At 72.0% G+C, this 26,125-nt stretch carries 22 protein-coding genes and 1 pseudogene; 15 read left to right on the forward strand and 8 right to left on the reverse strand.

The genetic code is table 11. The annotated features are described in order from the left end of the window. Nucleotides 1-235: 235 nt before the first annotated feature. The 3 genes from ACP56T_RS19255 to ACP56T_RS19265 all read right to left on the reverse strand — a co-directional run bounded on the left by ACP56T_RS19255 (nucleotide 236) and on the right by ACP56T_RS19265 (nucleotide 3,051). Complete coding sequence (locus ACP56T_RS19255) at nucleotides 236-1,069, reverse strand: hypothetical protein (RefSeq protein ID WP_241101787.1); 834 nt, start codon at nucleotides 1,067-1,069, stop codon at nucleotides 236-238. A gap of 13 nt (nucleotides 1,070-1,082) precedes the next feature. Next, nucleotides 1,083-2,441, reverse strand: a complete 1,359-nt coding sequence (locus ACP56T_RS19260; RefSeq protein ID WP_430913787.1) for a hypothetical protein — start codon at nucleotides 2,439-2,441, stop codon at nucleotides 1,083-1,085. Nucleotides 2,442-2,748: 307 nt separating this feature from the next. Further along, entirely contained in the window at nucleotides 2,749-3,051 is a 303-nt protein-coding gene (locus tag ACP56T_RS19265; protein WP_066920382.1) for a metal-sensitive transcriptional regulator, read from the reverse strand. Between the two features lie 160 nt (nucleotides 3,052-3,211). Between ACP56T_RS19265 and ACP56T_RS19270 the strand changes: the two genes are divergently transcribed. The 3 genes from ACP56T_RS19270 (at nucleotide 3,212) to ACP56T_RS19280 (ending at nucleotide 4,475) form a co-directional block, all read left to right on the forward strand. Further along, complete coding sequence (locus ACP56T_RS19270; RefSeq protein WP_144766838.1) at nucleotides 3,212-3,544, forward strand: four-helix bundle copper-binding protein; 333 nt, start codon at nucleotides 3,212-3,214, stop codon at nucleotides 3,542-3,544. 49 nt (nucleotides 3,545-3,593) lie between these two features. Next, nucleotides 3,594-3,863, forward strand: a complete 270-nt coding sequence (locus tag ACP56T_RS19275; RefSeq protein WP_066927216.1) for a hypothetical protein — start codon at nucleotides 3,594-3,596, stop codon at nucleotides 3,861-3,863. A gap of 348 nt (nucleotides 3,864-4,211) precedes the next feature. Beyond that, nucleotides 4,212-4,475 carry a heavy-metal-associated domain-containing protein gene (locus ACP56T_RS19280; RefSeq protein ID WP_082773351.1) on the forward strand — a complete coding sequence of 88 codons (264 nt, stop codon included), beginning with the start codon at nucleotides 4,212-4,214 and terminating at the stop codon, nucleotides 4,473-4,475. Nucleotides 4,476-4,610: 135 nt separating this feature from the next. On the opposite strand, the gene ACP56T_RS19285 is transcribed toward ACP56T_RS19280, so the two are convergent. After that, the gene (locus tag ACP56T_RS19285) at nucleotides 4,611-4,865 is read right to left on the reverse strand and encodes a hypothetical protein (protein ID WP_430913788.1); all 255 of its coding nucleotides are present in this window, start codon (nucleotides 4,863-4,865) and stop codon (nucleotides 4,611-4,613) included. A gap of 153 nt (nucleotides 4,866-5,018) precedes the next feature. Here ACP56T_RS19285 and ACP56T_RS19290 point away from each other — a divergent pair, with 153 nt between their 5' ends. The 12 genes and pseudogenes from ACP56T_RS19290 to ACP56T_RS19345 all read left to right on the forward strand — a co-directional run bounded on the left by ACP56T_RS19290 (nucleotide 5,019) and on the right by ACP56T_RS19345 (nucleotide 20,038). Further along, nucleotides 5,019-5,573 (forward strand): hypothetical protein, encoded by a 555-nt coding sequence (locus ACP56T_RS19290; RefSeq protein ID WP_144766840.1) that lies wholly within the window; start codon nucleotides 5,019-5,021, stop codon nucleotides 5,571-5,573. A gap of 618 nt (nucleotides 5,574-6,191) precedes the next feature. Next, entirely contained in the window at nucleotides 6,192-7,478 is a 1,287-nt protein-coding gene (locus tag ACP56T_RS19295; RefSeq protein WP_144766841.1) for a type II restriction endonuclease, read from the forward strand. Between the two features lie 380 nt (nucleotides 7,479-7,858). Then, complete coding sequence (locus ACP56T_RS19300; RefSeq protein WP_241101791.1) at nucleotides 7,859-9,310, forward strand: calcium-binding protein; 1,452 nt, start codon at nucleotides 7,859-7,861, stop codon at nucleotides 9,308-9,310. A gap of 121 nt (nucleotides 9,311-9,431) precedes the next feature. Next, a complete protein-coding gene (locus ACP56T_RS19305; RefSeq protein WP_066919349.1) occupies nucleotides 9,432-11,276 on the forward strand; it encodes a type I secretion system permease/ATPase in 1,845 nt (614 codons plus the stop codon). Further along, a pseudogene (locus tag ACP56T_RS19310) lies at nucleotides 11,273-12,587 on the forward strand (HlyD family type I secretion periplasmic adaptor subunit). Before ACP56T_RS19305 ends, ACP56T_RS19310 begins: the two are co-directional and overlap by 4 nt. 113 nt (nucleotides 12,588-12,700) lie before the next feature. Continuing rightward, nucleotides 12,701-13,039 (forward strand): NADH-quinone oxidoreductase subunit A, encoded by a 339-nt coding sequence (locus ACP56T_RS19315; RefSeq protein WP_241101793.1) that lies wholly within the window; start codon nucleotides 12,701-12,703, stop codon nucleotides 13,037-13,039. Beyond that, nucleotides 13,030-13,935, forward strand: coding sequence for a complex I subunit 1 family protein (locus ACP56T_RS19320; protein ID WP_241101794.1), 906 nt, complete (start codon nucleotides 13,030-13,032; stop codon nucleotides 13,933-13,935). The genes ACP56T_RS19315 and ACP56T_RS19320 overlap by 10 nt, the downstream gene beginning before the upstream one ends. Then, nucleotides 13,932-14,939: an NADH-quinone oxidoreductase subunit J family protein gene (locus ACP56T_RS19325; protein ID WP_241101795.1), complete on the forward strand. Its 1,008-nt coding sequence runs from the start codon at nucleotides 13,932-13,934 to the stop codon at nucleotides 14,937-14,939. The genes ACP56T_RS19320 and ACP56T_RS19325 overlap by 4 nt, the downstream gene beginning before the upstream one ends. After that, complete coding sequence (gene nuoK / locus ACP56T_RS19330; protein ID WP_012454430.1) at nucleotides 14,936-15,247, forward strand: NADH-quinone oxidoreductase subunit NuoK; 312 nt, start codon at nucleotides 14,936-14,938, stop codon at nucleotides 15,245-15,247. The genes ACP56T_RS19325 and nuoK overlap by 4 nt, the downstream gene beginning before the upstream one ends. Then, the gene (locus ACP56T_RS19335; RefSeq protein WP_241101796.1) at nucleotides 15,244-17,094 is read left to right on the forward strand and encodes an NADH-quinone oxidoreductase subunit 5 family protein; all 1,851 of its coding nucleotides are present in this window, start codon (nucleotides 15,244-15,246) and stop codon (nucleotides 17,092-17,094) included. Before nuoK ends, ACP56T_RS19335 begins: the two co-directional genes overlap by 4 nt. 14 nt (nucleotides 17,095-17,108) lie before the next feature. Further along, the gene (locus ACP56T_RS19340; protein WP_012454432.1) at nucleotides 17,109-18,587 is read left to right on the forward strand and encodes a complex I subunit 4 family protein; all 1,479 of its coding nucleotides are present in this window, start codon (nucleotides 17,109-17,111) and stop codon (nucleotides 18,585-18,587) included. Next, nucleotides 18,584-20,038, forward strand: a complete 1,455-nt coding sequence (locus ACP56T_RS19345) for an NADH-quinone oxidoreductase subunit N (RefSeq protein ID WP_430913789.1) — start codon at nucleotides 18,584-18,586, stop codon at nucleotides 20,036-20,038. The genes ACP56T_RS19340 and ACP56T_RS19345 overlap by 4 nt, the downstream gene beginning before the upstream one ends. Before the next feature lie 133 nt (nucleotides 20,039-20,171). On the opposite strand, the gene ACP56T_RS19350 is transcribed toward ACP56T_RS19345, so the two are convergent. From ACP56T_RS19350 to ACP56T_RS19365, 4 genes are all read right to left on the reverse strand, one after another. Continuing rightward, a complete protein-coding gene (locus ACP56T_RS19350; protein ID WP_430913790.1) occupies nucleotides 20,172-21,461 on the reverse strand; it encodes an ABC transporter ATP-binding protein in 1,290 nt (429 codons plus the stop codon). Between the two features lie 266 nt (nucleotides 21,462-21,727). After that, the gene (locus tag ACP56T_RS19355) at nucleotides 21,728-22,546 is read right to left on the reverse strand and encodes a nucleotidyltransferase domain-containing protein (RefSeq protein WP_012454435.1); all 819 of its coding nucleotides are present in this window, start codon (nucleotides 22,544-22,546) and stop codon (nucleotides 21,728-21,730) included. Nucleotides 22,547-22,680: 134 nt separating this feature from the next. Continuing rightward, nucleotides 22,681-25,041, reverse strand: coding sequence for a heavy metal translocating P-type ATPase (locus ACP56T_RS19360; protein ID WP_063110944.1), 2,361 nt, complete (start codon nucleotides 25,039-25,041; stop codon nucleotides 22,681-22,683). A gap of 106 nt (nucleotides 25,042-25,147) precedes the next feature. Next, nucleotides 25,148-25,681, reverse strand: a complete 534-nt coding sequence (locus ACP56T_RS19365; protein ID WP_238231838.1) for a lytic transglycosylase domain-containing protein — start codon at nucleotides 25,679-25,681, stop codon at nucleotides 25,148-25,150. Between the last annotated feature and the right edge of the window lie 444 nt (nucleotides 25,682-26,125).

Here is a 26,125-nt window from a genome sequence, read left to right on the forward strand (position 1 = left end):
GTCGAGGCCGCGGAGGTTAGGATCTGCCTGCCGACGACGCCGCACGCCCCCGCGACGGCGATGGCCAACAGGATGCGCAGGAACGTCCTCCGCGCGGCCGCCAGGACGCCCGGCCGCACACGGCGCCTTCGCCCGGCGTTCCTGGATGTCCAGGCATGGCGTTCCGGGCCCATTCGAACTCTCCGATCTCGCGGTAAACCAGCCGAGGGCTGCGGGAGGCTGCGCGTCCGGCCTTTCAGCGGGGCGGGTCGAACGAGTACGGGAAGCTTAGCGAATGCTGCAGGCCGGCCGTGACGCGGAAGTCCTGCCGGCGGTCGCCGCCGAAGCCGACCCCGACACCCCCGGTCAAGACTGTCTGGGGCGTGACGATGTAGCGGGCGCCGATCTCAGCCAGGTTCACCGCGCGCCCCCTTTCGCGGTCGGTCTCGCGGAAGATGTCGGCGACCAGCACTACGTTGTTCGACACCAGCTGGCTGTAGCCCACCCCGACACGGTAGCGGTCGCGCCGCTCCGCCTCGCGCCCTGTGGTTGGGTCGTAGTTGTGGAACCATGACGCGTTGAAGTGAATCCGGCGCGGCACGTAGGAGTAGGGCGAAAGCCCCTCCGGGTCCGGCGTGCCGATGCTCTTGGTCGCCAGGAACTTGAGCTCGGTCTCGGTCCCGCCCGCCATGCGGCCGTAGGGGGTGTTGACGCCGAGCGCGACCGCCAGGGCCGGCAGGACGAGGTCTTCCTGGTTGAAGTTGTAGAAGCCTTGGGCCCGGAACGCTCCCTGGTCGGTGTCGCTCGCCGTGCCGACCCTGTAAGGCGCCTCGACAGATAACTGGAAGTTCTTGAAGGCCCCCCACTCCACGCGGGGCACGGCCATCAGGCTGCTGAGGCCACGCGGGTCGTTCCGGGTGCGGTTATACTGGAAGTAGGACTGCACTTCGAGGCCGTTCTCCTTGATCGGGTAGGCGTCCTCAACGGTGATGGGCAGCCCCTCCTCCAGGTTGGTGTGATCCGCGGCGAGCGCCGGGCCGGCGGAGGCGACGAGGGCGGCCGCGAGGACGGCGCGAACGATCTTCGGCATGGCGCGGGGCTCCTCAGCGCACGGCGACGCGGGCCGGGCCGAGGCTCGGCTCGACGCCCATGTCGATGGGGGCCACGTCCGGGATGCGGGCGGCCTTGGCCTTCCAGGCGGAGACCATGTGCTCGACCATCATGGCCGGCGTCTCCCCGGGCTCGGTCGAGCCCGGCATCATCCGCATGCCGGGGGCGACCTGCATCAAGGCGTCGTGGAGCGAGCCGGGAACCTCGCCGGGCTCGATTCCGAGCCGGCCGTTCATCATCATCTGCCGCATGACGGCGGCCTTCCGGTCCTTGGAGAGGCCGCCCGGATACATCATCGGCAGCATCTCCATGAGCATGTCCATCATGATCATGCCCATCGCGCCCTGGGGCGAGCGCACCCAGGCCGGGTAGGTGCGCGGATCGTATCCTGGATACGGCTCGCGGAACTTGCGCGCGTAAACCTCGTCGCCGGGCTGGTAGCCCATGGCCTCGATGACGCGGTACATCTCCGCCCGCTTCTCCTCGACCGACCAGCCCTTGTAGGCCAGGATCGAGTAGGCGATGCCGTGCAGCATGTGCAGGTTGTCGAAGATGTTTGCGCTCTCCGGGCTCATTCGGGAGTAGCGCGGCATGATCTCGCGCGAGAGCACCATCCGCTGGGGGCGGTCGGGCAGGACCTCGCGGTACATGGTCTCCTCGACGGCCTTGATCGCGGCCTCCTGGTCATGGTTGCCCGAGATCATCTGGGCTTCGTAGACGGCCGGATGCCACCAGTGGGCGACGTAGAACAGGCTCTGGTCGAGCGGGTAGAAGTTCCGGAAGTTGTTCAGGTAGGGCTTCATCATGATGCCCGCGCGCCGCATCGTGAGTTCGAGCGGCGCCACGCTGCGGGGCACGCCCGGCGTCTGCATCTCAAGGTAGTAGCGGACCGTGCGGTCCGTCCAAACCTTCTTCTCGGCCCAAGGGATCTCACGGAACGACATCACGTCGTAGGTCTGCTCGTGATGCATGTGCGTCCAGTCGATCGTCCGGAACAGCGTGTGCATCGCCCGGTCGACGTAGCTTGAGTAGTACGGCATCTCCGGCTCGGTCGCCGGCGGATCGCGCAGCCACTCCTGGGCCTCCTTGTCGAAGCGGGCGTCGACGGCGGCGTGGTCCTCGAAGCGCGTCAACTGCAGCAAGTCGTGCTGCTTCGAGTGGAAGAAGTGCATCCCGGCGCCGATGCGGTACGCGCGGTTGTGCCGGTAGAAGAAGGCGAGGTTGTAAGGCCCCTTGAGGAAGCTCACCCCGTTGCGCTGTTCGAGCGCGAGGGCCCGGCCGACGCCCCGCGGCAGGGATGCCGCCGCGCCGAAGACCCCGGCGGCGCCGGTGAGAAGGGCTCGTCGCGACATACCGGCCATCGGCACCTCCGTTATACCCCTCATGGGTAAACGCGCCGACAATCGTTCGTCAAAGCCAGTCGCGAGTTAATCCGCGGCTCCTGGCCGGATCCGGCGGGATGTTGCCAAAGTGCGACAATCCGGGCGGCGGGGCAGGCTGCCCCGGCGCCATCGTAACGCCCCATGCCGGGCAACCTCCGCGATGGCCAGCCGGCAGAATGCAGCGCCGGACGGCAGCTACGGCGGCGCCATGGCGCGCCTCTTGCCCGGACTTCCAGGCGCGGGACCTTGAGCGGGCCTGGCGGGAATGCCGGAGGTGTCAGACGATGCGAGCGATGAGACCGCCGACCTCGTCGGCCAGGCGCTGCCGCTCGGTATCCGAGAGGTTCCCGGCCAGCGAGGATTGCACCAGCGCGTGCATGTGGTCGCGCACCATGTCCGACTGCACGCGCCTGAGCGCAGCGACCACCGCGTCGATCTGGTGCGCGACGTCGATGCAGTAGCGCCCGTTCTCGATCATCTGCTGCACGCCGCGCACCTGCCCCTCGATTCGACGGAGCCGCGGGATCTGCTGCCTATGGTCGACCGGGACGCCTCCATGGTCCTCTTCGGAACCTGCCATGCTGCCGTGTACCTCTGATGGTCGGGCGACCGCTGGCCCTGGGACCCGGAACAATACCCCGGTTGGGTATGTTGACATTCGCGACGCCCCGGCCTCGTCGGCCTCGGGGCTTCCCCTGATAGTAAGGCTTAGCATCCTCCCGAACAATGCGAGCGACGACATGCATCAGATGAGCCACGATATGCAGGCCTGCATCGACGAGTGCCTGCGCTGCTACCAGACCTGCCTCGGCATGGCCTCGAACCACTGCCTGCCCGCCGGCGGCAAGCACGTCGAGCCCGGGCACCTGCGCCTGATGCTTGCCTGCGCCGAGATCTGCCGGACTTCGGCGCACTTCATGCTGCTCGGCACGGAGCACCACAAGCATACCTGCGCCGAGTGCGCCGACGTCTGCGAGGACTGCGCCCGCAGCTGCGAGCAGGTCGGCGACATGCAGGCTTGCGTCGAGCAGTGCCGCCGCTGTGCCGAGAGCTGCCGCAAGATGGCCGCCTGAGCCCGAGGGGCTCTCCCACCACAGCATCGTCGCGAGACGGAGAACATCGATGCGTCAGCTGTCCCTCGCGCTCGCCGGCCTGCTCGCCGCGGCGCTTCCCGGCGCCGCCTCCGCGCAGGTGCCCGCCAGGCCCGGCGTGCCGGGATCCGCCGAGCCCGTGGTCACGCGCACGCCGGGCACGACCGGCAACGACCGGAACGTGGTGGTCGCCCCCGGTCCGACCGGGGCATCCACCCTCCAGACCGACTCGGCAGCGGCTGGCAACGCCGGCCAGCCGGCGCGCGCCGTCCCGCAGGGCAGCGGCGGCGGCAGTCGCTGAACGGGGCATTCCGCCCCCTGCCGGGCCTGCCTCGTCAGGATCGCCGCCGCGCAACGGGGTTCCCGAAGCGGGGCAGGCCCGCGGGGAGCGGTCGTCCGGGGCGACGCGCGACCGGGGCGGGCACGCCAATCCGGCTAGTGCGGTGCGCCTCGGTACCCGCGCCGGATCCGTGCTCGATGGTGGCGCAACCCGAGGAAGGGTCGACGCCTCGCACCGCCCGCTTGAGCGGCCGCCGCGCTCGCCGGCTGACTGAGGTCGGCGCATCGGCTGCGAACGCTCCGGGCGGCCCTTGACCTTCCAACGATGGGAAGCCCCATTTGGGCGGGGTCCTCAAGAAGGAGACCCTGAATGTGTTGCTGCACGAACAACTCCGTCGCCACGCCGTTCCCGGCACGCCGGCCCCAACCCGACACGGTGGTTCTTCGGGTCGAGGACATGACGTGCGGCCACTGCGTGCGAGCGGTGACGGCCGCCATCGTGCGAGACCTGCCCGGCACGCGAGTGACCGTCGACCTAGGAAGCAAGACGCTCACCGTCGGCGGGACGGAAGACGCGGCCGCCGTGGCACGGGCGGTTGCGTCCGCCGGCTATACCCCTTCACCGGCGGCATGACGCCGCGGTCCCGGTGCGAAGGCCGGACAGTGGGATGCGATGTCGTTCCGCACCGGGACCCTTACCCTGCGACGGCCCATCAGCCTTCCAGCTAGGCGGTCGCCAAGCCCGGCTCGCCACGGGTGGTGGGTCATCTTAAATTCGTTCCCCCTCGTCGCCGGAAGCCAGCGTCCTGCCGCGATCAGGTTTGACCGTGAAGACGCCCGCGCCCATCCGGGAAGAAAGGGGAACACTCAGCCGCTGCGGAAGGCGAAGGGGACGCACCGTGTCCGGCACCGTCTTCGCCGACCAGTTCTGGTCGGCGGGCTCGGCCACGCCGGCCAACTCTGCCGTCTGCCCTGCAATGCCGCCATCGAGGCGCGCGTCCCCTTCGCCCACGCCTTTGCCCACTGCCTCTCCGTGAGGTTAGGCGGATGGAAAGGGCCCTACCCCGGCGCCTGAGACGTCGCCCAGGTTCCTGCACGTACCAACTGCCGTCGGCCCGAGCCGGAGCTGACCCGGCCGTGCGAGCGCCTCCCGGTCCTGCGCTCCTTCCCGTACTCCATGCTCAACAATGCCGTCGCCGAGGGCTGCCGCGCCAGGGTCCAGTGCGTGCGGGACCGCGTCATGACCAGGGAGGCGGGCAGGCCGCTGCCGAAGCTGCGCTTCCGCGGCACCGACGACTGGTCGGTCACGACAGACAACTTCTGGCTGCTCCGCGTCGGCACCGATCATGCCCATCGGCCAGCCAAGGCCGAACACGCGTGCACGGTGACCACGGAGCGCAACCGGGCGCGCAGGGCCCGCAGGATGGCTGCCCGCGAGACCTCGTGGGCTGACGAACGCGAGCGGGCGACGGTGCTCAGGCTGGCGGAGCGCGGTGCCAACCGCTCGCTCACCCGCGCCCGGCAAAACGCGGCCCTGCTCATGCGCGACGTGCCTGTGCTGGTCGCCACCGACCCCACGCGCATGGTGCCGCCGCTGCTGCGGCTGGACGGCCCGGCCGAGCGCCGCGCCCGCCGCGAGGCGGGACTGCCGGTGCCCGCCCTGCGCGGGATGCGCCGCGAGGAGCGCCGAGCGAGGGCCATTCGGCGCAACACCTGCGCGCCACCCGTTTAGCCCTGCTCATCGACCTGCTAGCGGCGGCAGCGGATAGGATTGGCGCGATCCTCGTCATGCCCGGCCGCCGGGACACGACGGCGGGCTGCTCGGCCTGCACGAGGGTGGAGCGAAAGCCGCGGGGCGAGCGTTGGCACTGCTGCACGTGCGGTCCTGTCCTGCGGCGAGACCAGGCCTCCTCCGTCGAGACGCCCGGGTCAATTCAAACCGACTCGCCACTTCGCCACGCGCGAGTTGGCTGCGGGCGGTGCCGGGCTCCCCGGGCGAGCCGCGCGCCTGCGCACGTGCCTCGCCGGGACCTCCCGGGACCTCACAACGATGGCGATACCGCGGGACCGGAGATCGTCGCCCTGATGACGATCAAGGCTTCCTGGCGGCGCCTGCGCACGGCGACCCGGCACCGGGGCCGTGGCCGGTGCACGCGCAAGGCCCGCAGCCCGGTCCGGCTGACCGGCCGCCGTGGTCCGAACGACGGCCAGGCCGTTGCGCCGTTGCGACACCGCCGCCGCGATCTCGGCGGCGCCGGAACGACTCGGAGTTGACCTAGTGGCGTCGGATACCGGGCCGGGGCATGCTCCGCGGCGGAAGCCTGGCTCGGGTCTAGGAGGGGGGACGGACGTGGACGAAGCCTGGGTCGGCAAGCTCCTCCGGCACTGGCGCGAGGATGCCGGCGCTTCCTACAGGACGTGGTTCCTGTGGGAGGAGCGTATCAAGAACTTCCGCTCGATCCGGCGCGGCATCCAGGCCGTCGTCGAGGAGATCCGGACCGGCGCCTTCGGCAATGCGTACCGAGGCTCCTCGCTGGAGACGGTTGTCCACTCCATCGCGGAGCAACGCCAGGTCTTCAAGGGCGCCGACCACGCCTTCCTCTGGAAGCCGAAGCTGCGCATCCCGGATATCTACGAGAACCGCGACAACCAGCTCGCCTTCGGCCGGTTCCTCGACACGTGCCTGTGTTGCAACGCCGAGGCGCATGTCCTGTCGGCGGTCCAGGCGCTCGACCGGGCGCGCATCAAGGGCCTGGGCCCCGCGGCCGCGAACCTGCTCTACTTCCTGCACCCGACCTGGATGCCACCGTTCAACACCGCCATCGTGAAGGGGTACAACGCCCTCGCCGGCGCCAACGTGAAGCTCGGCAGGTGGGACGAGTACCTCGCCATGCGCCGGGGCATCCTCGCCCTCAACGACGCCCACCGGTCGCTTCTCTCGAACGACCTCGGCGCGGCCGCCGGCTTCCTGTTCGACGTCGGCTCCGGCCGTTACCCGCTGCCGGAACGCGACACGGCGGGGGCGCTGGAGCGCTGGCGCGAGGACCTCGGCCGCGTCCGGGCGGAGGCCGCCGGCGCCTCGAAGGCCGTCGAGGCCGCCCGGGACGCCGACCACACACACACCGAGATCCAGGGCTGGCTGCGGGATCTCGGCCTCGCGCTCGGCTTCGGCGTCTGGATAGCCGCGAACGACGCGAGCCGGCCCTACGCCGGCGGCCGGCTATCGGACGGATGCCTGGAGCGCCTGCCTGCACGGCTGACCGCGAACGGCTCGGCCGAAACGGTCCGCCTGATCGACGTGATCTGGCTCGACGGGGCGAGCGGCGACGTCGCGGCGGCCTTCGAGGTCGAGCACACGACGAGCATCTACTCCGGCATCGTGCGCATGCTCGACCTCGCGCTGGGCATCGAGGGTGGAACCGGCCGCAACTTCTTCCTCGTGGCCCCGGACAGTCGCGAGGGCGACGTCAGGGCGCAATTCGCCCGTCCGGCCTTCTCCCGGGTGGGCGAGCTGGACTTGCGCTACCTTCCCTACAGCGAGCTCCGCGACCACCGCGCGAGCATCGCGCGCTTCGGCAGCGGCCTGAAGGGCGTGCTGGCCATCGCGCGTCCCGTGACCGCGCGCCTCCGGCCGTAGGCGGGGTCCCGAGGCCGCGCCGCTCCTCTCGCTGAGCGAGGCCTGCGAACGTCGCCGGCCGAGCGCCGACGACAAGTTCGCCCGCCGTCGCGGACCCGCAGGACGCGGCACGATCCACATCGGAAGCGTCCCGGACCGGCGCAACAAACCCTCCCACGGTATCCGATGCGACGCAGTCGTCCCGGCCCGAGCCTCGAAGGTTCCGTCGCCGACCCTGCGCACCCGGTCGCGTCAAACGGCCCCAGATGGAGGAAAAGCGGGAAACAATGCGGCAAATGCCGGAGTTCTAGCGAGGTGTACCCTGCAGGGGTATGTCCGGTTAGTACCACACGCCGGCGGGTTGCACGCAAGCTCCCTCGAACAGCGCAGGGACCCGGCAGATGACGCACAATCGGCAGCATCAGAGCTCCCACGACGAACCTGCCAGCCAGCTGAGCTTCGGCGACCACAGGCTGTACATCGGCGGGTCCGGCCTCGACGCCTATCCCGGGACGGGCGCGATGGACACCGCCTTCGGCCGGGGCGCCGCCGACTACCTGGCGAGCCGCGGCGAGAACGACGACCTGCTCGGGGGCAACGGTCGCGACGTCCTGGTCGGCGATGGTGGCATGGACCACCTCGATGGCGGCAGGGGCGCCGACGTGCTCATCGGCGGCGACGCGGCCGACGGACTCCGCGGTGAGGACGGGCGCGACTACCTCGACGAAGGGGTCGGCCACGGCGACCTTGAGGGCGGCGCCGGCGATGACATCCTGATAGGCGGGCCCGGCGGCGACGCCTTCGTCATCAGCCCCGACAGCGGCGACGACGTGATCCAGGACTTCCAGGGCGGCCCCGGCATGTTCGACCACCTGGCCGTCCGCGGCCTGAACGCCGAGGACCTTCGCTTCGAGGACACCGACGCCGGCGTGCGGATCAGCTGGGATGTGGGCGAGGGGGGGTCGGTCCTCCTGGCCGGGTTCGAGAAGTCGCAGCTCGCCCAGGACGACTTCATGTTCACCGACGATCGCCAGGTCATCCGTCCGACCGGCGCCGACGCCGAGACCGTCACGGCCGACAAGTTCATCAAGGACGAGGGCGGCAACCTCTCCGCCCCCGACGCGGGCAGCGCGACGACCGCCGAGGATGCCTTCCGCTTCGACGAGTTCAACGTGAAGGTCGGCACGGCGGGCCGGGACGCCTTCGAGGGTACGGCCGACCGCGACTTCTACTATGGCCAGGATGGCGCCGACCATCTTTCCGGCGGCGCGGGGGACGATGACCTGTCCGGCGACGCCGGACGCGACGTCCTCGACGGCGGAGAGGGGCAGGACCACCTCATGGGGGGCCGCGGCGCCGATCAGCTCTACGGTGGGGACCAGGCCGACAACCTGATGGGCGAGAACGGCAACGACGTGCTCTACGCCGGGGCCGGCCACGACATGCTCGACGGCGGCCGGGGCGACGACGTGCTGAACGGGGGCGACGGCGCCGACGCCTTCATCGTCGGTCCGGACACCGGCAACGACATCGTTTCCGGCGGCTTCGACGCCGGTCCGGGCGCGTTCGACCATATCGCCTTCCGCGACATCACGCCGGACGAGGTCACGGTCGCCGACGTCTCGGGCGGGGTGCGCGTCAGCTGGACGACGACGGAGGGCGACGGCTCGATCCTGCTCCAGGGGCTGAAGACGAGCGATCTCGCGCAGGACGACTTCATGTGGAATGCCGACGACGGGACGAGAGGCTCCTTCATCGACGACCCGGCCATCACGGGCGAGGGCTCCAGGCTGATCTTCCAGGAGACCGCGACGGCGTCCGCCAGCCCGGAGCACGACTACATGCTCGCCTGAGCGGGTGCGGCCCCGCGCTCATGCGTGGGGCCGCGCGGCCGGGTGCTTCGCGCTGCCCGGCCCGCACCTGGAAGGCCGCCCGGCCATCCCGCGCCAGCCCCCTCGCATGAGGCAGAACGACATGCAGCCAACCGCGCTCGCGAACAACGCCGTGGCGGCCAACGATGACGAACCGTCTTCCACGACGGCCGAGGTGCGTCCCGGCATCGGGGGCGCGCTCCTCGGCGTCGGCTTGCTGAGCGCCCTGGTGAACCTGCTCTATCTCACCGGCTCGCTGTTCATGCTGGAGGTGTACGACCGGGTGCTGCCGAGCCGCAGCGTGCCCACGCTGCTCGGGCTCGCCGCCATCGTTCTCGTCCTCTACGGCTTCCAGGGCCTGTTCGACGTGCTGCGCAACCGCCTCCTCGTCCGGATCGGCGCGTCCGTGGACCGGGCGTTCGGGCGCCGCACCTACGACGCCGTGGTGCAGGCCCCGCTCGTCGCCTCGCGTCACGGCGACGGACTGCAGCCGCTGCGCGACCTCGACCAGGTTCGCACCTTCCTGTCGAGCCCGGGGCCGGCCGCCCTGTTCGACCTGCCCTGGATCCCCCTCTACCTGCTGCTCTGCTTCGCCTTCCACCCCTGGATCGGCGCGGCGGTGCTGGGGGGTGCGCTGCTTCTCGTCTCCATCACCCTCGTCACGGACCTCCTGACCCGCCGTCCGTCGCGGGCAGCGGCCGCAGCGGCCGGACAGCGCTACACCCTGGCAGAGGCCGGCCGGCGCAATGCCGAGGTTCTGCGGGCAATGGGTATGGCCCCGCGCACGGGCGACATCTGGGCCGAGGCGAGCGAGCGCAACCTCGTGGCCCAGCGGCGCATATCGGACGTCGCCGGCGGGTTCGGGGCCCTGGCCAAGGTGCTGCGCCTTACCCTGCAATCCCTGGTGCTCGGCGTCGGCGCCTACCTCGTGATCGCGGGCGAGGCGACGGGCGGCATCATGATCGCGAGCTCGATCCTGGTCGCCCGGGCCCTGGCCCCGGTGGAGCTGGCGGTGGCGCACTGGAAATCGCTCGTGGCGGCCCGACAGGGCTGGGGGCGCCTCAAGGCCTTCCTCGCCTCGTTCCCGAGCGAGCGGTTGAGCGTCGCCCTGCCGCCCCCCTGCGAGAGCGTCCGGGTCGAGGCCGTGACGGTCACGGCCCCCGGGCTCGAACATGCCCTCGTCGAAGACGCCACCTTCTCGCTGCGGGCCGGCGAGGGGCTCGGCGTCATCGGTGCCAGCGGCTCCGGCAAGTCCTCGCTCATCCGTGCCCTGGTCGGGATCTGGGCGCCGCTCCGCGGCTGCGTCCGGCTCGACGGCGCCACCCTCGACCAGTGGCCGCCGGAGGTGCTGGGCCGGCACATCGGCTACCTGCCGCAGGACGTCGAACTCTTCGCCGGCACGGTGGCGCAGAACATCGCGCGCTTCGACCCGGACGCGCCCTCCGAGGCCATCGTCGCCGCCGCACGCGCCGCCGGCGTCCACGACCTCGTGTGCTCCTTGCCGAGGGGCTACGACACGCCCATCGGCGAAGGCGGGGCCGCCCTGTCGGGAGGGCAGCGCCAGCGCATCGCGCTGGCGCGCGCCCTCTACGGCGAGCCGTTCGTCGTCGTCCTCGACGAGCCGAACTCCAACCTCGACGCGGAGGGCGAGGACGCCCTGAACCGCGCGATTCGGGACGTGCGCGCCCGCGGCGGCACCGTGATCATCGTAGCCCACCGCCCGAGCGCCCTCGCGGCGGTCAATCGCGTGCTGTTCATGGCGGACGGCCGGGTCCGCGCCTTCGGGCCCAAGGATGAGGTCCTGTCCGCCCTGAAGCGCCCGGCCGCGGCCGCGAGCGCCCGGCTGCCTCGGGTCGAGGGCAAGGAGCGCCCGCCATCCGAGAGACCGGTGCCGCTGCGCGTGGTCGCCGACGCCGAAGGGGCCCTGTCAGAAGGAGCGCGGGCATGAGCGCGCAGCGCCCTTGGGACATCCGCCGCTCCGTCCGGCGCCACCTCGTCCTGAGCCTGGCGGCCGCCGCCCTGCTCACCGTCGGCCTCGGGGGGTGGGCGGCCACCACCGAGCTCGCCGGCGCTGTCGTGGCACCGGGGACGCTCGTCGTCGATTCCTTCGTCAAGAAGGTGCAGCACCCCACCGGAGGCGTGGTGGGCGAGTTGCGGGTCCGGGACGGCGACCTCGTGCGCGCCGGCCAGGTCGTCATGCGGCTGGACGAGACCGTGACCCGCGCCAACCTCGCCGTCGTCGACAAGAGCCTGGCCGAGCTGACCGCGCGCCAGGGCCGCCTGGAGGCGGAACGCGACGGCGCCCCCCGGGTCTCGTTCGCGGCCGTCCTCCGGGGCCGCGCCCAAGGCGACCCGGAGGCGGGGAGGGTGATGGCAGGCGAGACCCGGCTGTTCGAGCTGCGCCGGGACGCCCGCGCGGGCCAGAAGGCGCAGCTGAAGGAGAGGACCGGCCAGCTCCGGGAGGAGATCCAGGGCCTGACGGGCCAGATCGCCGGCAAGCGGCGCGAGACCGAGTTGATCAACCGCGAGCTCGAAGGCGTGCGCGACCTCTGGCGCAAGAAACCTGGTCCCCATCCAGCGCGTGACCGCCCTGGAGCGCGACGCCGCCCGCCTGGAGGGCGAGCACGGGCAGCTCGTCGCCTCCGTCGCGCAGGCGAAGGGAAAGATCTCCGAAACCGAGCTCCAGGTGATCCAGGTCGACCAGGACCTGCGCAGCGAGGTGGCGAAGGAGTTGAGCGAGGTGCAGGGCAAGATCGCCGAGCTCGTCGAGAAGCGGGTCGCGGCCGAGGACCAGCTCAAGCGCATCGACATCCGGGCCCCGCAGGACGGCATGGTCCATCAACTCGCCGTCCACACCATCGGCGGGGTGGTCAGCCCGGGCGAACCCATCATGCTGATCGTCCCGAGGGCGGACACGCTCGTGATCGAGGCGAAGGTCGCCCCGAAGGACATCGACCAGGTCCGGCTCGGACAAAAGGCCGTGCTGCGCCTGACCGCGTTCAACCAGCGGACCACCCCGGAGATCGAGGGCACGGTCAGCCTCGTCGCCGCCGACCAGATCACGGACGAGAAGACGGGCACGAGCTTCTTCAAGGTCCACGTCAAGCCGGAACCGGACCACGTCGCGCGGCTCAAGGGGATCAAGCTCGTGCCGGGCATGCCGGCCGAGGTTTTCATCCAGACGGGCGAGCGGACGGTGCTCTCCTACCTGACGAAGCCCCTCAACGATCAGGTCCGGCGGGCGTTCAAGGAAGATTGAGGAAGGCCGGGGCGTATCCCGCCGTCGCGACATCGGTTCCAGGCGCAGGGGCGGTGCGGTCCCGTGGCCCGGGCCTGGCGAGCGAAGCCCGTCGAGGGAGGGGAGGAGCAAGGATGGAACCGCTGCCGGGGTCGACCGTGAGCGACTACGCGTTCGTGGCGCTGGTGCTGCTGATGACCGCCGGCCTCGCGCTGCTGGCCGCGGCGGCATTCGCGCGGGTCCCGAGGCGGACGAGCCGTGCACCCCAGGCCTGGGCGCAGTTCCGCTTCGGTTACGCCGTATACGCGCTGATCTTCCTCGCCTTCGATATGGAGATGATCTTCATGTATCCCTGGGCGATCGTCTTCGCCGATATCGGCGTGACCGCGTTCCTGGACATGCTGGTGTTCATCGCGCTCCTCTCGGCGGGCATCGCCTACGCCTGGGGCATGGGCGGCCTGCGATGGGAGTAGTGGCGAGCGCCGCGGCGGTGCTGGCTGCGCTCCTCGGAGGCGCCGCCCTGACCCTTGCGGTCGAGCGCCTCTTCTCGCGGCGGGGCCTGGAGGCCGGGCCGGCGCGCGACGTCGACCTCAGGCGCGGCCTGGACCTGCCCAACGCCGACCGCTGGCTGCTGCCGGCCGGGCCGGCGGTGGCGCTCGGCGGGGTCGCGCTTGCCATGGTGGTCATCCCGTTCGGGCCGGGTCTGATCGGCCGGGATCTCGGCGTCGGCCTCTTCTACGTCATCGTCGTCGTCGACTTCGTCGTACTTGGCCTGGCGCTCGCCGGCTGGGGCGCGAACACGCCCGACGCCGTGGAGGCCTGCTACCGCATCGTGGCCCAACTCGTCGCCTACGTGGTGCCGCTCGGCCTGGCCTATGTCGGCGTGGTCATGATGGCACGCTCCTTGTCGACGGTCGCCGTCGTCGAGGCGCAGCGAGACCTGTGGTTCGTCGTCCTGCAGCCCACGGGCTTCCTCCTCTACCTCGTCACGGGGCTGATGCAGTCCTACCGCGCCCCGTTCCTGGAGCCGTTCGCCGGATCCATCGGCGGCGGCGTGCTCGGCGCGGCCGGGGGCTGGTCCGGCCTCCTGTGGCGGGTCGCCCTCGCCGGCGTGCTCTTCGTCGTCGCGGCGGTCGGGGCGGTGCTCTACCTCGGGGGGCCGTCCGGGCCGTGGCTGCCGGGCTGGGCCTGGATGCTGGCCAAGACCTACGCCCTGATGGCGCTGATGCTGGGGCTCGGACGCTGCGTCCGGCCGTTCTCGACGGCCGGGATGCTGGCGCTGTCCTGGAAGGTCCTGATCCCGGCGGGTCTCGTCAACGTGCTCCTCGTCGGCGGCCTGATCCTTCTCGGCGTGGGACCACGGGCATGACCGCCGCCTTCGAGCTCACCGCCTTTTTGGTCTGCGCCTTCGTCGCGGTCGCGGGCGCGCTCGGCATGACCACGACCATGAGCATGTTCCGCTCGGGCATCTTCCTGATGGCCTCCTTCATCGGGGTCGCCGGCCTGTTCATCCTGCTGTCCGCCGACCTGATCGGGCTGCTCCAGGTCATGATGTACATCGGCGGCTTCCTCGTCATGATCCTGTTCATGGTGCTGGTCATGCACGACCCGGGCGGGGCGATGATGGCTGGCATGGACATGGCCCCGCTGGAGCGCTGGTTCAGCAAGGGGCTCGTCCCGCGCCAGCCCGCGGAGGTCGGGCAGGACGGCCACCGGCAGGGCGAAGCCGGCGACCAAGCCGCCGCCACCGGACACCACGAGGGCCACTCCGGCGGCCACCGGCCCCGGCACGGCGGCGCGGCGAGCGGCGACCACGCCCACGCGCACGACGGGGCGGCGAAAGCCATGCCGCACGAGGCCCAGGGCGGGCACGGCGAGCGCGCGGCCCACCAACACGGACAGGCTTCCCACGGGCACGACCACGCGCACGGGGGCGGTCATGGCGGCATGGACATGGGTGGCATGGACATGTCGATGGTGACGCCCGTGCGCCCCGTCGCGGCCTGGCTCGCCCTCTGCGTCGGGGCCGTGCTCGTCGGGATGCTGGTCTTGCGGCCGGCCTGGCCGGCGATGCCCGAGGCGGTGCCGGACGCGGACTCGGCACGCCGGGTCGGGCATCTCCTCATGGAGAAGTACATGGTCGCCTTCGAGGGCGCCGGCTTCCTGATCCTGATCGGCATCTTCGGCGCCGTGCTGCTCGCCCGGCCCTCGGCCTACCCGGACGACGCCTTGCGCGCCGCCAAGGTCGCTGTCGACGCCAAGCCCGAGCCGATCCGGAACGACCGCCTCGCGCCGCTCGCGACCCCGGATCGGGTGGCGGAGCGCCCGGACGAGCAAGAGGCCCACCACCGGAACGGGGGACATATCGGATGACGGTACCGCTGACCGCCTACCTCGTCGTCGGCGCGCTTCTGTTCGCCATCGGCCTCTACACCGTGGTCGCCCAGCGCTCGGCGGTCATGATCCTGATGGGCGTCGAAGTGCTCCTCAACGCCATCGGTCTGAACGTCGTCGCGTTCTGGCGGTTCACCGCGCCGGGCGACTATTCCGCGCAGATCCTCGCCATCCTGGTCGTCACGGTGGGCGCCGTCGAGATGGCCATCGGGCTCGCCCTCGTCCTGCTGCTGTACCGGCAGCGCCGGACGTCCGAGGTCGACGCCTACGCCGACCTGAAGCGATGACCGTCCTGCTCGCCATCCCGCTCCTGCCGCTCCTCGCGGCCACGGCCGCCCTCGGCATCGGTCGCCGCCTGCCCTGGGGCGGCGGGGGGCTCGTCGTGGGCGCCGTCGCCCTGTCGCTCGCCAGCCTCGCGTCGTTGCCGTCCGATGCCGCCCTGTCGGCGACCTGGTTCGAGAGCGGCGGCTATCGGCTGACCGTCGGGCTCGCGGCGACGCCGCTCACGTGGTTCGTCGCGGCGGTGGTCGCGGGCGTCGCGTTCTGCGTCGGCCTCTACAGCCTCGGGTACATGGCCGGAAGGGACGACCGGCCCCGCTTCTTCGCCGAGCTCGGCCTGTTCGTTGGCGCCATGCTGGCGCTCGTGCTGTCGAACTCCCTCGCGCTCCTGTTCGCGGCCTGGGAACTGGTCGGGCTCGCCTCGTTCCTCCTGATCGGCTTCGACCATGCGGAGCCTGGCGCCGCCGAGGCCGCCGCCAAGGCGTTCCTGATGACCCGGATCGGCGACGTGGGCCTCCTGCTGGGCTGGCTCCTGGCGCTCGCCGCCGTAGGGACCACGGACGTCGACGTCCTCGTCGGTGCCGTCGAGGGGGGCCGGATCGCCCCCGGCACGGTCACCGCCATGGCGCTCCTCATGCTGGCCGGCGCGGTCGGCAAGAGCGCCCAGCTACCGCTTTCCGGCTGGCTCCCCGACGCGATGGTCGGGCCAACCCCGGTCTCGGCCCTGCTGCACTCCGCCACGATGGTGGCCGCCGGCGTGTTCCTCGTGCTGCGCCTGTACCCGGTTTTCGCGGCGTCGCCCGTCGCGCTCGACACCCTCTTCTGGATCGGGGCCGCGACGGCGCTCGCCGCCGGCCTCATCGCGACCGCCGAGGCGGACCTGAAGCGGGTGCTCGCCTGGTCCACCTGCTCGCAGCTCGGCGAGATGATGGTGGCCCTCGGCCTGGGCGGCCCGCGCGCGGCCGCCTTCCACCTCGCGGCGCACGCCGCCTTCAAATCGACCCTGTTCCTCGCCGCGGGCATCGTGCAGGAACGGGCGGGCACGCGCGCCCTCGGTCGACTCGGCGGCCTCGCTCGCGCGCTGCCGTTCGCCGGCGCCGCCTTTCTGGTCGCGGCCCTGTCGTTGGCCGGCGTGCCGCCCCTGTCCGGGTTCCTGAGCGAGGAGGCAATCCTCGCGGTCGCGTCGCGGCACGGCCCGGGGACTGGGTCCCTGGTCGTCCTGCTCGTCCTGCTCGGCGGGATTTACATCGGGCGTGCGGGGGCCGCGACCTTCCTCGGGAGGCGCCGCGGCACGGTCGGCCCGCGCAAGCCCCGCTGGGCGATGCGGACCGGCATGGGTTTGCTCGCGCTCGCCGCCGCCGGCCTCGGCTGGCTGTTGGCCGGGCGGTTCGGCGCCGCTCTGCCCTTCGCCGCCGCGCCCGAGACGGAGGCCGGGTGGCGCAGTCTCGGCCTCGCCGCCGGAATCCTCGGGCTCGGTCTCGGCGCGGCGAGGGGGTGGAGCGGTGCGCCCGCGCTCGGCGCGCTCCCCGCGCGGCTCGCCTCCGGGCTGGAAGCCGCCACCGAGGCCCCGGCGCGCCGCGCGATGTGGCTCGCCCGGACGGTTTCGGCCACCGAGGGGGCGCTCGATGCCGGGGCCGGCGCGGTCGCCGGCGGCTCCCGGCGGGCCGCCGGGTGGGCCGGGCGCATCGAGGCAGGGGGCTTCGGGCGCGGCGGCGACCGCCTCGCCGCCGGGCTCGCCGCCGGGGGCGAGCGGCTCCGCGCCCTCCAAGCCGGTCGCCTCTACCTCTACACGCTCGGTCTGTTCGCCTGGACCGCGGCGGCGCTCGCCGCCGGCGCCCTGATGCTCTGGCCTTGAGGGGACTGGACCCGATGCTCACCGCGACCATCCTCCTGCCGCTCCTCACGGGCCTCGCCGTGCTGGCGCTGCCACGTCACCGTCCCGGCCTCGTCCGCCGCGTCGCCCTCGCCGGTTCCGTGCTGACACTGGGCGCGGCGGTGGTCCTCTGGGCCGGCTTCGATCCAGGGGCCGGCGGCCTGCAATGGCGGATGACGCTCCCGTGGATCCCGTCGCTCGGGGCGAGCTACGACGTCGGCGTCGGGGGTCTCTCCCTGGCGCTGATCCTGCTCACCGCCATCCTGCTCACGGTGGTGATGGTCTACGTGCTGGGCGAGCACGACCGGGCACACGCCCACGCCTTCCTCTTCCTCCTGCTCGCGACCGGGCTGATCGGGCTGTTCGCGGCGCAGGACCTGCTGCTGTTCTACCTGTTCTTCGAGGTCGGCCTGGTGCCGATGTACTTCATCGTCGGCATCTGGGGCGGGGAGCGGCGGCGTTACGCGGCGCTCAAGTTCTTCCTCTACACCCGCGCCGGCAGCCTCGCGATGCTGCTCGGCTTCCTCACCCTCTATCTCGCCATGGAGCCCCACACCTTCTCGCTACCGGCCATCGTCCAGGCGAGGCCGCTGGACCGGACCCCGCTCGCGGGCGGCCTCGTCTTCCTGGCGCTACTCCTCGGGTTCGGGGTCAAGCTCCCGGTCGTGCCGCTGCACAACTGGTTGCCCGACGCGCATGTCGAGGCACCGACCGAGGGCAGCGTCGTGCTGGCGGGCCTCCAACTGAAGATGGGCGGCTACGGCATGCTCGCCGTGCTGCTGCCGACCTTGCCGGACACGGTCGCCCGGTTCGGCTGGCTCCTGGTCGCCCTGGCCCTGGCGTCGCTCCTCTACGGGGCCCTGGCGGCACTGGCGCAGACGGACATGAAACGGCTCGTCGCCTACACCTCCGTCAACCACATGGGCTTCGTCACGCTCGGCGTCGCGGTGGCGGCACTGGCCGGTAACGAGGGCGTCCGCCGGCTGGCGCTCAACGGCGCCGCCGTGCAGATGGTCAGCCACGGCTTCCTGACCGGCGGCATGTTCCTCTTGGTGGGCATGCTCCAGCATCGCGCCGGCACGCGGGAACTCGCCCGCTTCGGCGGCCTGATCGGCTCGATGCCGGCCTTCAGCGGCCTGTTCGGCCTGCTCGCCTTCGGCTCGCTCGGGCTCCCGGGCCTGTCCGGCTTCATCGCTGAGTTCCAGGCCATCGGCGCCGCCCTGCAGCTCTCCGCCTGGGTCGCCGCGCTCGCCGTCCTCGCGCTCGTCGTGACGACCGCGGTCTACCTCCGGCTCGTGACGGGCCTGCTGATGGGTCGGGCGCCGCCCGACATGCCGGCGCTGCCGCCCCTGACGGCGGCCGAGGCGGGCTCGGCGGGGGCGCTCGCGGTCCTGGCGCTCGGCCTCGGCGTCCTGCCGTCCGTCCTCGTCGCGCTGCTCGACGGCACGACCGCAGCCCTGGCGCACCTGCCATGACCGGTGGGCAGACGATGGGCGGCTGCATGGATCTCGGCGCCGTCGCGCCCGAGATGGTGCTGGCCGGGACCGCCCTCGCGCTGGTCCCGGTTGCCGGCTGGGTCCGGGGCCGGTGGCGCCGCCTGCCCGCCGCCGTCGCGCTCCTCGCCCTGCTCGTCGCGATGGGCCTGACCGCGCCGATGCTGACGGCCCCGCCGCGGGAGACCTTCTGCGGCACCTACGCCGTCGATCCGTTCCGGGGCTTCTACCAGCTGGTGATCGAGGCCGGCGCCCTGGTGAGCCTGCTCTCGCTCGGCTCCCACTTCCGCGCGAGCGAGCAGGAACCGCACTACCCGGTCGCGCTGCTCATGGCGACCGTCGGCGGCATGGGGCTCACGGCGGCCACCGACCTCGGCCTCATCGTCCTGTTCCTGCAGATGGTGAGCTTCCCCTCCTATCTGCTCGTCCTGCTCGTGCGGAGCGACGGGCCGGCCCAGGAGGCGACACTCAAGTACTTCCTCTACGGCGCCGCCGCGCTGGCGGTGATGGCCTACGGCCTGACCTTCCTGTTCGGCCTCACCGGCAGCCTGAACCTGCGGGCCATCGGTGCGGGGCTGGCCGGCGCCGACCGGGCCTGGGTGGCGCTGGCCTTCGGCCTGGTCCTCGTCGGCTACGGCTTCGAGATGACGCTGGTGCCCTTCCACGTCTGGGCCCCGGACGTCTTCCAGGGAGGGACGGCTCCCGCCTCGGGCTTCGTCTCGGTCGTGCCGAAGGTGGCCGCGTTCGCCGGCCTCCTCCGATTCCTGCTGGCGGCGATGCCGAACGGCCTCGCCGCCTGGCCCACCGTGCTCGCGCTCCTGGCCGCCGCGACGATGACCTTCGGCAACTTGGTGGCCCTCCGCCAGGCAAGCCTGAAGCGCCTGCTGGCCTATTCCAGCATCGCCCAGGCCGGCTACGTGCTGATGGCGGTGGCGGTGGCCGGGCGGGCCCCGGAGGCCCTGCCGGCCGTAGGCTATTACCTCGTGGCCTATCTCCTGATGAACCTCTCGGCGTTCGCGGTGGTCGCGCAGGTCGAGCGCATGACCGGGAGCGACGGATTCGCCGCGATCCGCGGCCTCGGACGGCGGGCGCCGGGGCCGGCGGCGGCGCTGGCGCTCGCCCTCCTGTCGCTCGCGGGCGTCCCGCCGCTGGCGGGCTTCGCCGGCAAGGTCTTCCTGCTCGTGGCCGCCATCGAGGGGGGCTTCGCCTGGCTCGCCGTGGTGGCCGCCGCCAACATGGCGGTGGCGCTCTTCTACTACGCAGCCGTCATCGCGGAGGCGTACTTCAGGGAACCGGAACGTATCGAGCGGCCGGCATCCGGCGCCGGCTACGCATGGGCGCTCGGCTTGTGCACGGCGGGAACGCTGGGCTTCGGCATCGCGCCGGGCCTGGGGCGCGGCCTGGCACAGCTCGGCTCGACGCTGCTGCGGTAGGCGCGGTCGCGCCGGGTGCGTCCCGGAGGATGAGGGGGTTGCCGGCCTTCGGGGACCCGCGGCCGGGGGATCGCGTCGTCGGGCGGGGCCGGACGCCTCCTCCCGGCGAGGCTCCGGCGCTTCCCGGCTCCGCTCAGGCCGCTCGAACGGTCCGGTCGCGCACCGGCCTCTCCGTCGCGCGTTGCTCTTGCCCGGCCGGCCCAAGGGCCTTGGTGACCTCCTCGAAGCGTGCGCGCGCGTCGGACCAGTCCTGGGCGAAGTCGAACAGCTCGCGCATGGCCGGGGCGATCTCCTTGTAGGCGGCCAGGGCGGCGACGAGCGCGCCGAGCGAGAGCCGCCCCTGCACGACGAGGTAGCCGCCGATCGAGAAGAAGAAGAACGGGGTGAGGTTCGCGGTGTAGTTGTAAAGGCCCTTGAGGCGACCCTTCAGGTCGTTGATTTCGATGCGCACCCGCTCAAGGCCCCGGGCTTGGCGCATCTGCCGGCCCAGGCCGGAGGGCTCGCACGCTTCGCCGCCGGCCGGCCGCGCGACCACGGGAGCGGTGAGCAGCGCCCCCAGCTCACGGGTGGCATGCACCCTTTGCCGAACCTTCGCGTTCAACCGCCGCTGCAACCGCGGCAGGATCGTCAGCTGGACCGGCAGCATGATCAGGGCCGCGAGGGCCAGGGCGGCGTTCTGCAGGAGGAGGAAGACGATGCTGGTCACGAGCGTGCCGCCCTGGACGAGCGGCACCACCACGAGGCTGCCGCCGAAGTAGCCGATGGGCTCGACCTCCTGGACGGCGACGGCGGCCAGCGTGGCCCGCCGTTTGGCGGAGCGCTCGCCGCGCGCGCGCCGGACGATGGCGAGGCGGAGGCGGCGCACGAGGCGCTCGTTCACGCGCCCGCGGACCCGATTGACCGCGTACTTGGCGAGGCCGCTGAGCGTGAGCACCGCCAGGTAGCTGGCGCACAGCGCGAACAGCAGCTCGACGCGGCCCAGATGGAGGCCGAGGAAGGCCATCTTCGGGTGACCGTCGCCCGCGTCATCGGCAAGGGCGTGGTTGATGATGTGCTTGGGGATCTCAAGGAGGAGCCAGGCCGCCGGCAGCGTCAGGACGGAGAGGAGCACGAGACGGACCTGCAGCCGTGACGTCGCACGCACGACGTAGGCCTCCAGCGGCACCGCGCCGGTCTCACGGGAACCTGGCCGCCCCGCGGCGCCCGTGGACGCGGCGGACGAGGGCACCGCTCTCCCCTTGCGGACACGATCCCGTCGGGCGGCGGCCCAGCGCAGGCCCGACCGGGCCGCGAGCCAAGCGGTCCAGGCAGGCGCCACGACGAGGACCACCACGGTGACGAGGTCGATCCACCAGTGGGCGTGGGCGTGGTCGAGGCCCAACGTCCAGTGGATGAGGTCGTGGATAATCGGCGGGGTGAGCAACGGGTACTCCTGGCGACGGACTCTGGCTTCTATGCGGGCAGGGGACAGGGCCAACCGGGCAATCGGCCCCCCTCCGATGGCCCCGGCGGCCTTCACCCCCACGGGCCCCCTGATCGCGCGCGGCGGGGCGAGGCCCGACACGGGACCAAAGGCCCTTTACCGGCCTCTTCGAGCGCTCGGCGCAAGGTCCAGGTTCGGAAGGGCGATGGCGGCCTTACGCGGGAGCCCGGCGGTGGCGGCTCCCGGGTGCCGCAGGCCGGGCGCCCTCAGCCAGGCGGCGGACCGCCCCCATCGGTTCCCGACGCGCGCGCGTCGTCGGCGACGGCGCGGACGAAGGCCAACGCGTCGCGGCGGCGCTCGCCGGGCGTTTCGTAGAGGCAGGCCGCCGCGGGCTCCCTGCGGATGCGCAGGGCCTCGTCGATGACGCGATGCCACTCCGGCGGGAAGGTGATCAAGCCGTACAAGCCGGCGTCGCTCTTCGAGGGCACGACCCTTGTCGCGAGGATGTAGTGGAGCCGGCACATGCCGAGGACGGCCCGTTCGACCCCGTCCGCCGCGAGGAGCGTCGCCTCGTCCGCCGTGTCGGTTCCGAGCCATCGGCCCCGGCATTCATCGACGCCGGCGAGGGCCCACCGTTCCAGGTGGGCCGCTCCGCGCCAGAGCCCGGTGCCCGCGCAGAGCGGACCGCGAACGGTGACCGCGCTGGTCCCCAGGACGCTCCAGGTGAGCGGATGCCGGTCGTGGCATCCGGACGCGAAGAACCGTCCCCGCTGGACGCAGGGGCCGTCCGGGATGCCGACGGGGCCGTCCCGCAGGTCGTCCCAGGTCAGGTAGATGCCGTCGAGCGCCGGGGTCGGTCGCTCAAGCGCCAGGCGGGCGTGGGCCTCGGCGAGGGCGACCAGCTCGCCGTTCCCGGGACGAGCCTGCGTCACCGCCACGAAATCCACGTCGCTGAGGGACGGACGGAAATCGCCCATGGCGGCGGAGCCGACGAGGTACAAGGCCTCGACGAAGTCCGGGACGGCGGTATCGACCGCGGCGAGGTGGGCGTCCGCGACGCCGAGTGCGAGCGGGTGCGTGATCATCGTCTCCACGGGCTCATGCAGTTGCTCGGAGGAGCGAGGGGAGCACGTCCCCGGATTCGTCCGCGGGGCTTCCGGCACACGGATCGGACTGGCCCCTCGGCGGAGGGGGGCGGTGCGCATGTCATGGTCCTGGCTCAGCCGATCCGCGCCGTGCGGAGGCGCAGGGCGTTCCCGATCACGCTCACCGACGAGAGCGCCATGGCGGCCGCCGCGATGACCGGCGAGAGGAGGATGCCGAGGAACGGGTAGAGCAGTCCGGCAGCGACCGGCACGCCCAGCGCGTTGTAGATGAAGGCGAAGAACAGGTTCTGGCGGATGTTGCGCATCGTTGCCCGGGACAGGCGCCGGGCCCTGACGATGCCGACCAGGTCTCCGCGAAGCAGCGTCACGCCCGCGCTCTCGATGGCCACGTCGGTGCCGCCGCCCATCGCGATCCCGACGTCCGCGGCAGCGAGGGCCGGCGCGTCGTTGACCCCGTCACCAGCCATCGCCACGACCGCGCCCTGGCCCTGGAGCGTCCTGACCACCTCCGCCTTCCTGTCGGGAAGGATCTCGGCCTCGACCTCGTCGATGCCCAGCGACTTGGCGACGAACTCGGCCGTCGTCCGGCTGTCGCCGGTCAACATGACGATGCGCAAGCCTTCCCCCCGCAGCCTTCGCAGGGCCTCGAACGTGCTCGTCTTGACGGGGTCTTGGATGGCGATGACGCCGGCCGGCTTCCCGCCCACGGCGACGAGGACCGCCGTCGCGCCCCGGCTCCGCACCTCCTCGGCCCGCGCCTGGAGGAGCGTCACGTCCGTCCCCTGCTCCTCCAGGAAACGCCCGTTGCCGATGGCCACGCGCCGTCCTTCGACCGTGCCGAGCGCCCCCTTGCCGGTCGGTGCCTCGAAGTCGGACGCCACGGCGCCCGGGATGACCCGCGCTTCCGCGGCCCGGACGATGGCGAGGGCCAGGGGATGCTCGCTCGCGCGTTCGACCGCCGCGGCGAGGCGCAGCACGTCGGCGTCCGTGAAACCGGGGGCCGGGAGCACGGCGGTGACCTTGGGCTTGCCCTCGGTCAGGGTCCCCGTCTTGTCGATGACGAGCGTGTCGACCTTCTCCAACCGCTCCAGGGCCTCGGCGCTCTTGACCAGGACCCCGTCCTGGGCGCCGCGGCCGACCCCGACCATGATCGACATCGGCGTCGCCAGGCCGAGGGCGCAGGGGCAGGCGATGATGAGGACCGCCACGGCCGCGAGCAGGGCGTAGGTGAAGCGTGGCTCCGGCCCGAAGGCCATCCAGGCAACGAAGGCGAGGGCGGCGACGGAGATGACCACGGGGACGAACCAGGCCGCCGCATCGTCCACCAGTCGCTGGACCGGCGCGCGCGAGCGCTGGGCCTCGGCGACCATCGCGACGATGCGGGCCAGGGTGGTCTCGGCCCCGACACGCGTCGCGCGCATCACGAAGCCCCCGGTCGTGTTCAGGCTCCCGCCAACCACGAGGGAGCCGGGTTCCTTCGCGACGGGGATGGGCTCGCCGCTGATCATCGCCTCGTCCACGGCCGAGCGCCCCTCGACGACCTCGCCGTCGACCGGCACCTTCTCGCCGGGCCGGACGCGCAAGCGGTCCCCGACGGCCACCGCCGAGACGAGCACCTCCTCGTCGGTCCCTTCCGTCCCGAGACGCAGGGCCTTCTGTGGGGCGAGGTCGAGCAGCGCCCGGATCGCGCCCGAGGTGCGCTCGCGGGCCCCGAGTTCCAGCACCTGCCCGAGCAGCACCAGGACGGTGATGACCGCCGCGGCCTCGAAGTAGGCCGGCACCGCCCCGCCGTGGCCGCGCAGGCCTTCGGGGAAGAGCCCCGGCGCCACGGTCGCGGCGACGCTGTAGAGGTAGGCCGCGCCGGTCCCGAGGGCGATGAGGGTGAACATGTTGAGGCGGCGGTTCACCAGCGACTGCCAGCCCCGCTCGAAGAACGGCCAACCCGCCCAGAGGACGACGGGCGAGGCGAGCAGCAACTGGACCCAGTTCGAGGTTTGCAGGCCGAGGCGGTCGACGAGGCCCGTCAGATGTCCCCCCATCTCCAGGGCGAAGACGGGGAGGGTCAGGACGAGGCCGATCCAGAAGCGGCGGCTCATGTCCTTGAGCTCGGCGTTCTCGACCGGGCCGCTCGTCGGCGTGAGCGGCTCCAGCGCCATCCCGCAGATCGGGCAGCTGCCCGGTCGGTCGCGGCGGATCTCCGGGTGCATGGGGCAGGTGTAGACCGTGCCGGCAGGGGTTTCCGGCGGCCCTTTGTCAGCCGTCAGGTAGCGTGCCGGCTCGGCCACGAACTTCGCGCGGCATCCCGCCGAGCAGAAGTGGTAGGTCGCGTGGTCGTGCTCGGCGTGGTGGGGCGTAGCCGCAGGATCGACCCGCATTCCGCAGACGGGGTCCGTCGCGGCTTCCCCGGCCGCGTAGGCCGCGCCGTGGCCGCGACGGTGCCCGTGGGCATGATGCACGTGGTGACCGTGGTCCATGGGTTCAGACCTCCATGCGGCCGCCGCCGGCGGGGCGGACACGCGACTTGACGGCGGGCGGGACGGGGCTGGGACGGACGTTCAAGTGGCTTGCTCCGACAGGTTCTCAGCCGCCGCCCATGATGCGGTCGATGCGCGCCCCGATGCCGCGGACACGGGCCGCATGCTCGGCCCACAAGCGCCGCGCGATTGCCGAACGGGGATCCCGCTCCGTGAGGCGTGCCGCGGGAATCCCGCGGACGCCTTCCTGGAAGGAGGGTAAGGCGGTCCCGGCGAGCGAAGCGTCGGCCGCGGCGAGGCGGACCCGCACCCGCTGGCAGTAGGTGGCGGAGCGCGGGCTCATCCGCTCCTCGCCATGGCCGGCCCTGTACTTCATCAGCGTGCGGCAGAGATCGCCCTGCGCGAGCTTCCAAGCTTGTGCGAGGTAGGCCACGCCGAAGCGGATGTTGGTCGCGGGATCGAGGAGGGCCCCGGCGGTACCCGTGTGACCGAGCATGGCCGCGGTTGTCGGCCGGACCTGCATCAGTCCGAGCTCGCCGACCCCACCGACCGCGCCGGCATCGTACCCGCTCTCCACATACGCGACGGCATCGGCGATGGCCGGGGGCAATCCGCGCGTTTCGGCCTCGCGTGCGAGCATCCGCCGGTAGCCGGCCTGACCCGACGCCGCGTGAGCCGCATCGCCGGAGGACGACGGCGCGGCAGGGGCGGACGCGCCCGCGGGTCCATCCCCGGCAGCGACGGCCGGGGATGAAAGGAGGAGCGCCGCGCAGAGCACGAGGAGCAGCCGGGGTCGAGGACGTACGAGCGCGCCCGGCAGCCTTTGCCGCGCGCCGGCGGACGCTCCCCCGGGCGGGGACGCCGCCCTCATCATGTACGGGTGCCTCATCGCGCCTTCCGGAAGCGCGCGACCCCGAAAAGCGGCATCTCCGTCTCGGCCATCGAGCGCATGCCGGTCGAGGTCATCCGTGAGTTCCCTTTGTGGGTTAGTCCGGGGGCGGGCGGGGTTTGGTTACAGGCGGGTCCCATCACCGCCCTCCCGTGTCGCGCTTGCCGCCCATGCCGGGCATGTTCATGCCGGGCA

Origin of the sequence: Methylobacterium endophyticum, assembly GCF_050591105.1 — a bacterium.
Lineage (GTDB): Bacteria > Pseudomonadota > Alphaproteobacteria > Rhizobiales > Beijerinckiaceae > Methylobacterium.

Bases quoted from the DNA above. Each gene is read 5' to 3' on its own strand.
- ACP56T_RS19255 (WP_241101787.1), bottom strand. From the start codon at position 1,069: ATGCCGAAGATCGTTCGCGCCGTCCTCGCGGCCGCCCTCGTCGCCTCC.
- ACP56T_RS19260 (WP_430913787.1), bottom strand. From the start codon at position 2,441: ATGTCGCGACGAGCCCTTCTCACCGGCGCCGCCGGGGTCTTCGGCGCG.
- ACP56T_RS19265 (WP_066920382.1), bottom strand. From the start codon at position 3,051: ATGGCAGGTTCCGAAGAGGACCATGGAGGCGTCCCGGTCGACCATAGG.
- ACP56T_RS19270 (WP_144766838.1), top strand. From the start codon at position 3,212: ATGCATCAGATGAGCCACGATATGCAGGCCTGCATCGACGAGTGCCTG.
- ACP56T_RS19275 (WP_066927216.1), top strand. From the start codon at position 3,594: ATGCGTCAGCTGTCCCTCGCGCTCGCCGGCCTGCTCGCCGCGGCGCTT.
- ACP56T_RS19280 (WP_082773351.1), top strand. From the start codon at position 4,212: ATGTGTTGCTGCACGAACAACTCCGTCGCCACGCCGTTCCCGGCACGC.
- ACP56T_RS19290 (WP_144766840.1), top strand. From the start codon at position 5,019: ATGCTCAACAATGCCGTCGCCGAGGGCTGCCGCGCCAGGGTCCAGTGC.
- ACP56T_RS19300 (WP_241101791.1), top strand. From the start codon at position 7,859: ATGACGCACAATCGGCAGCATCAGAGCTCCCACGACGAACCTGCCAGC.
- ACP56T_RS19305 (WP_066919349.1), top strand. From the start codon at position 9,432: ATGCAGCCAACCGCGCTCGCGAACAACGCCGTGGCGGCCAACGATGAC.
- ACP56T_RS19315 (WP_241101793.1), top strand. From the start codon at position 12,701: ATGGAACCGCTGCCGGGGTCGACCGTGAGCGACTACGCGTTCGTGGCG.
- ACP56T_RS19320 (WP_241101794.1), top strand. From the start codon at position 13,030: ATGGGAGTAGTGGCGAGCGCCGCGGCGGTGCTGGCTGCGCTCCTCGGA.
- ACP56T_RS19325 (WP_241101795.1), top strand. From the start codon at position 13,932: ATGACCGCCGCCTTCGAGCTCACCGCCTTTTTGGTCTGCGCCTTCGTC.
- nuoK (WP_012454430.1), top strand. From the start codon at position 14,936: ATGACGGTACCGCTGACCGCCTACCTCGTCGTCGGCGCGCTTCTGTTC.
- ACP56T_RS19335 (WP_241101796.1), top strand. From the start codon at position 15,244: ATGACCGTCCTGCTCGCCATCCCGCTCCTGCCGCTCCTCGCGGCCACG.
- ACP56T_RS19340 (WP_012454432.1), top strand. From the start codon at position 17,109: ATGCTCACCGCGACCATCCTCCTGCCGCTCCTCACGGGCCTCGCCGTG.
- ACP56T_RS19345 (WP_430913789.1), top strand. From the start codon at position 18,584: ATGACCGGTGGGCAGACGATGGGCGGCTGCATGGATCTCGGCGCCGTC.
- ACP56T_RS19355 (WP_012454435.1), bottom strand. From the start codon at position 22,546: ATGATCACGCACCCGCTCGCACTCGGCGTCGCGGACGCCCACCTCGCC.
- ACP56T_RS19360 (WP_063110944.1), bottom strand. From the start codon at position 25,041: ATGGACCACGGTCACCACGTGCATCATGCCCACGGGCACCGTCGCGGC.
- ACP56T_RS19365 (WP_238231838.1), bottom strand. From the start codon at position 25,681: ATGCTCGCACGCGAGGCCGAAACGCGCGGATTGCCCCCGGCCATCGCC.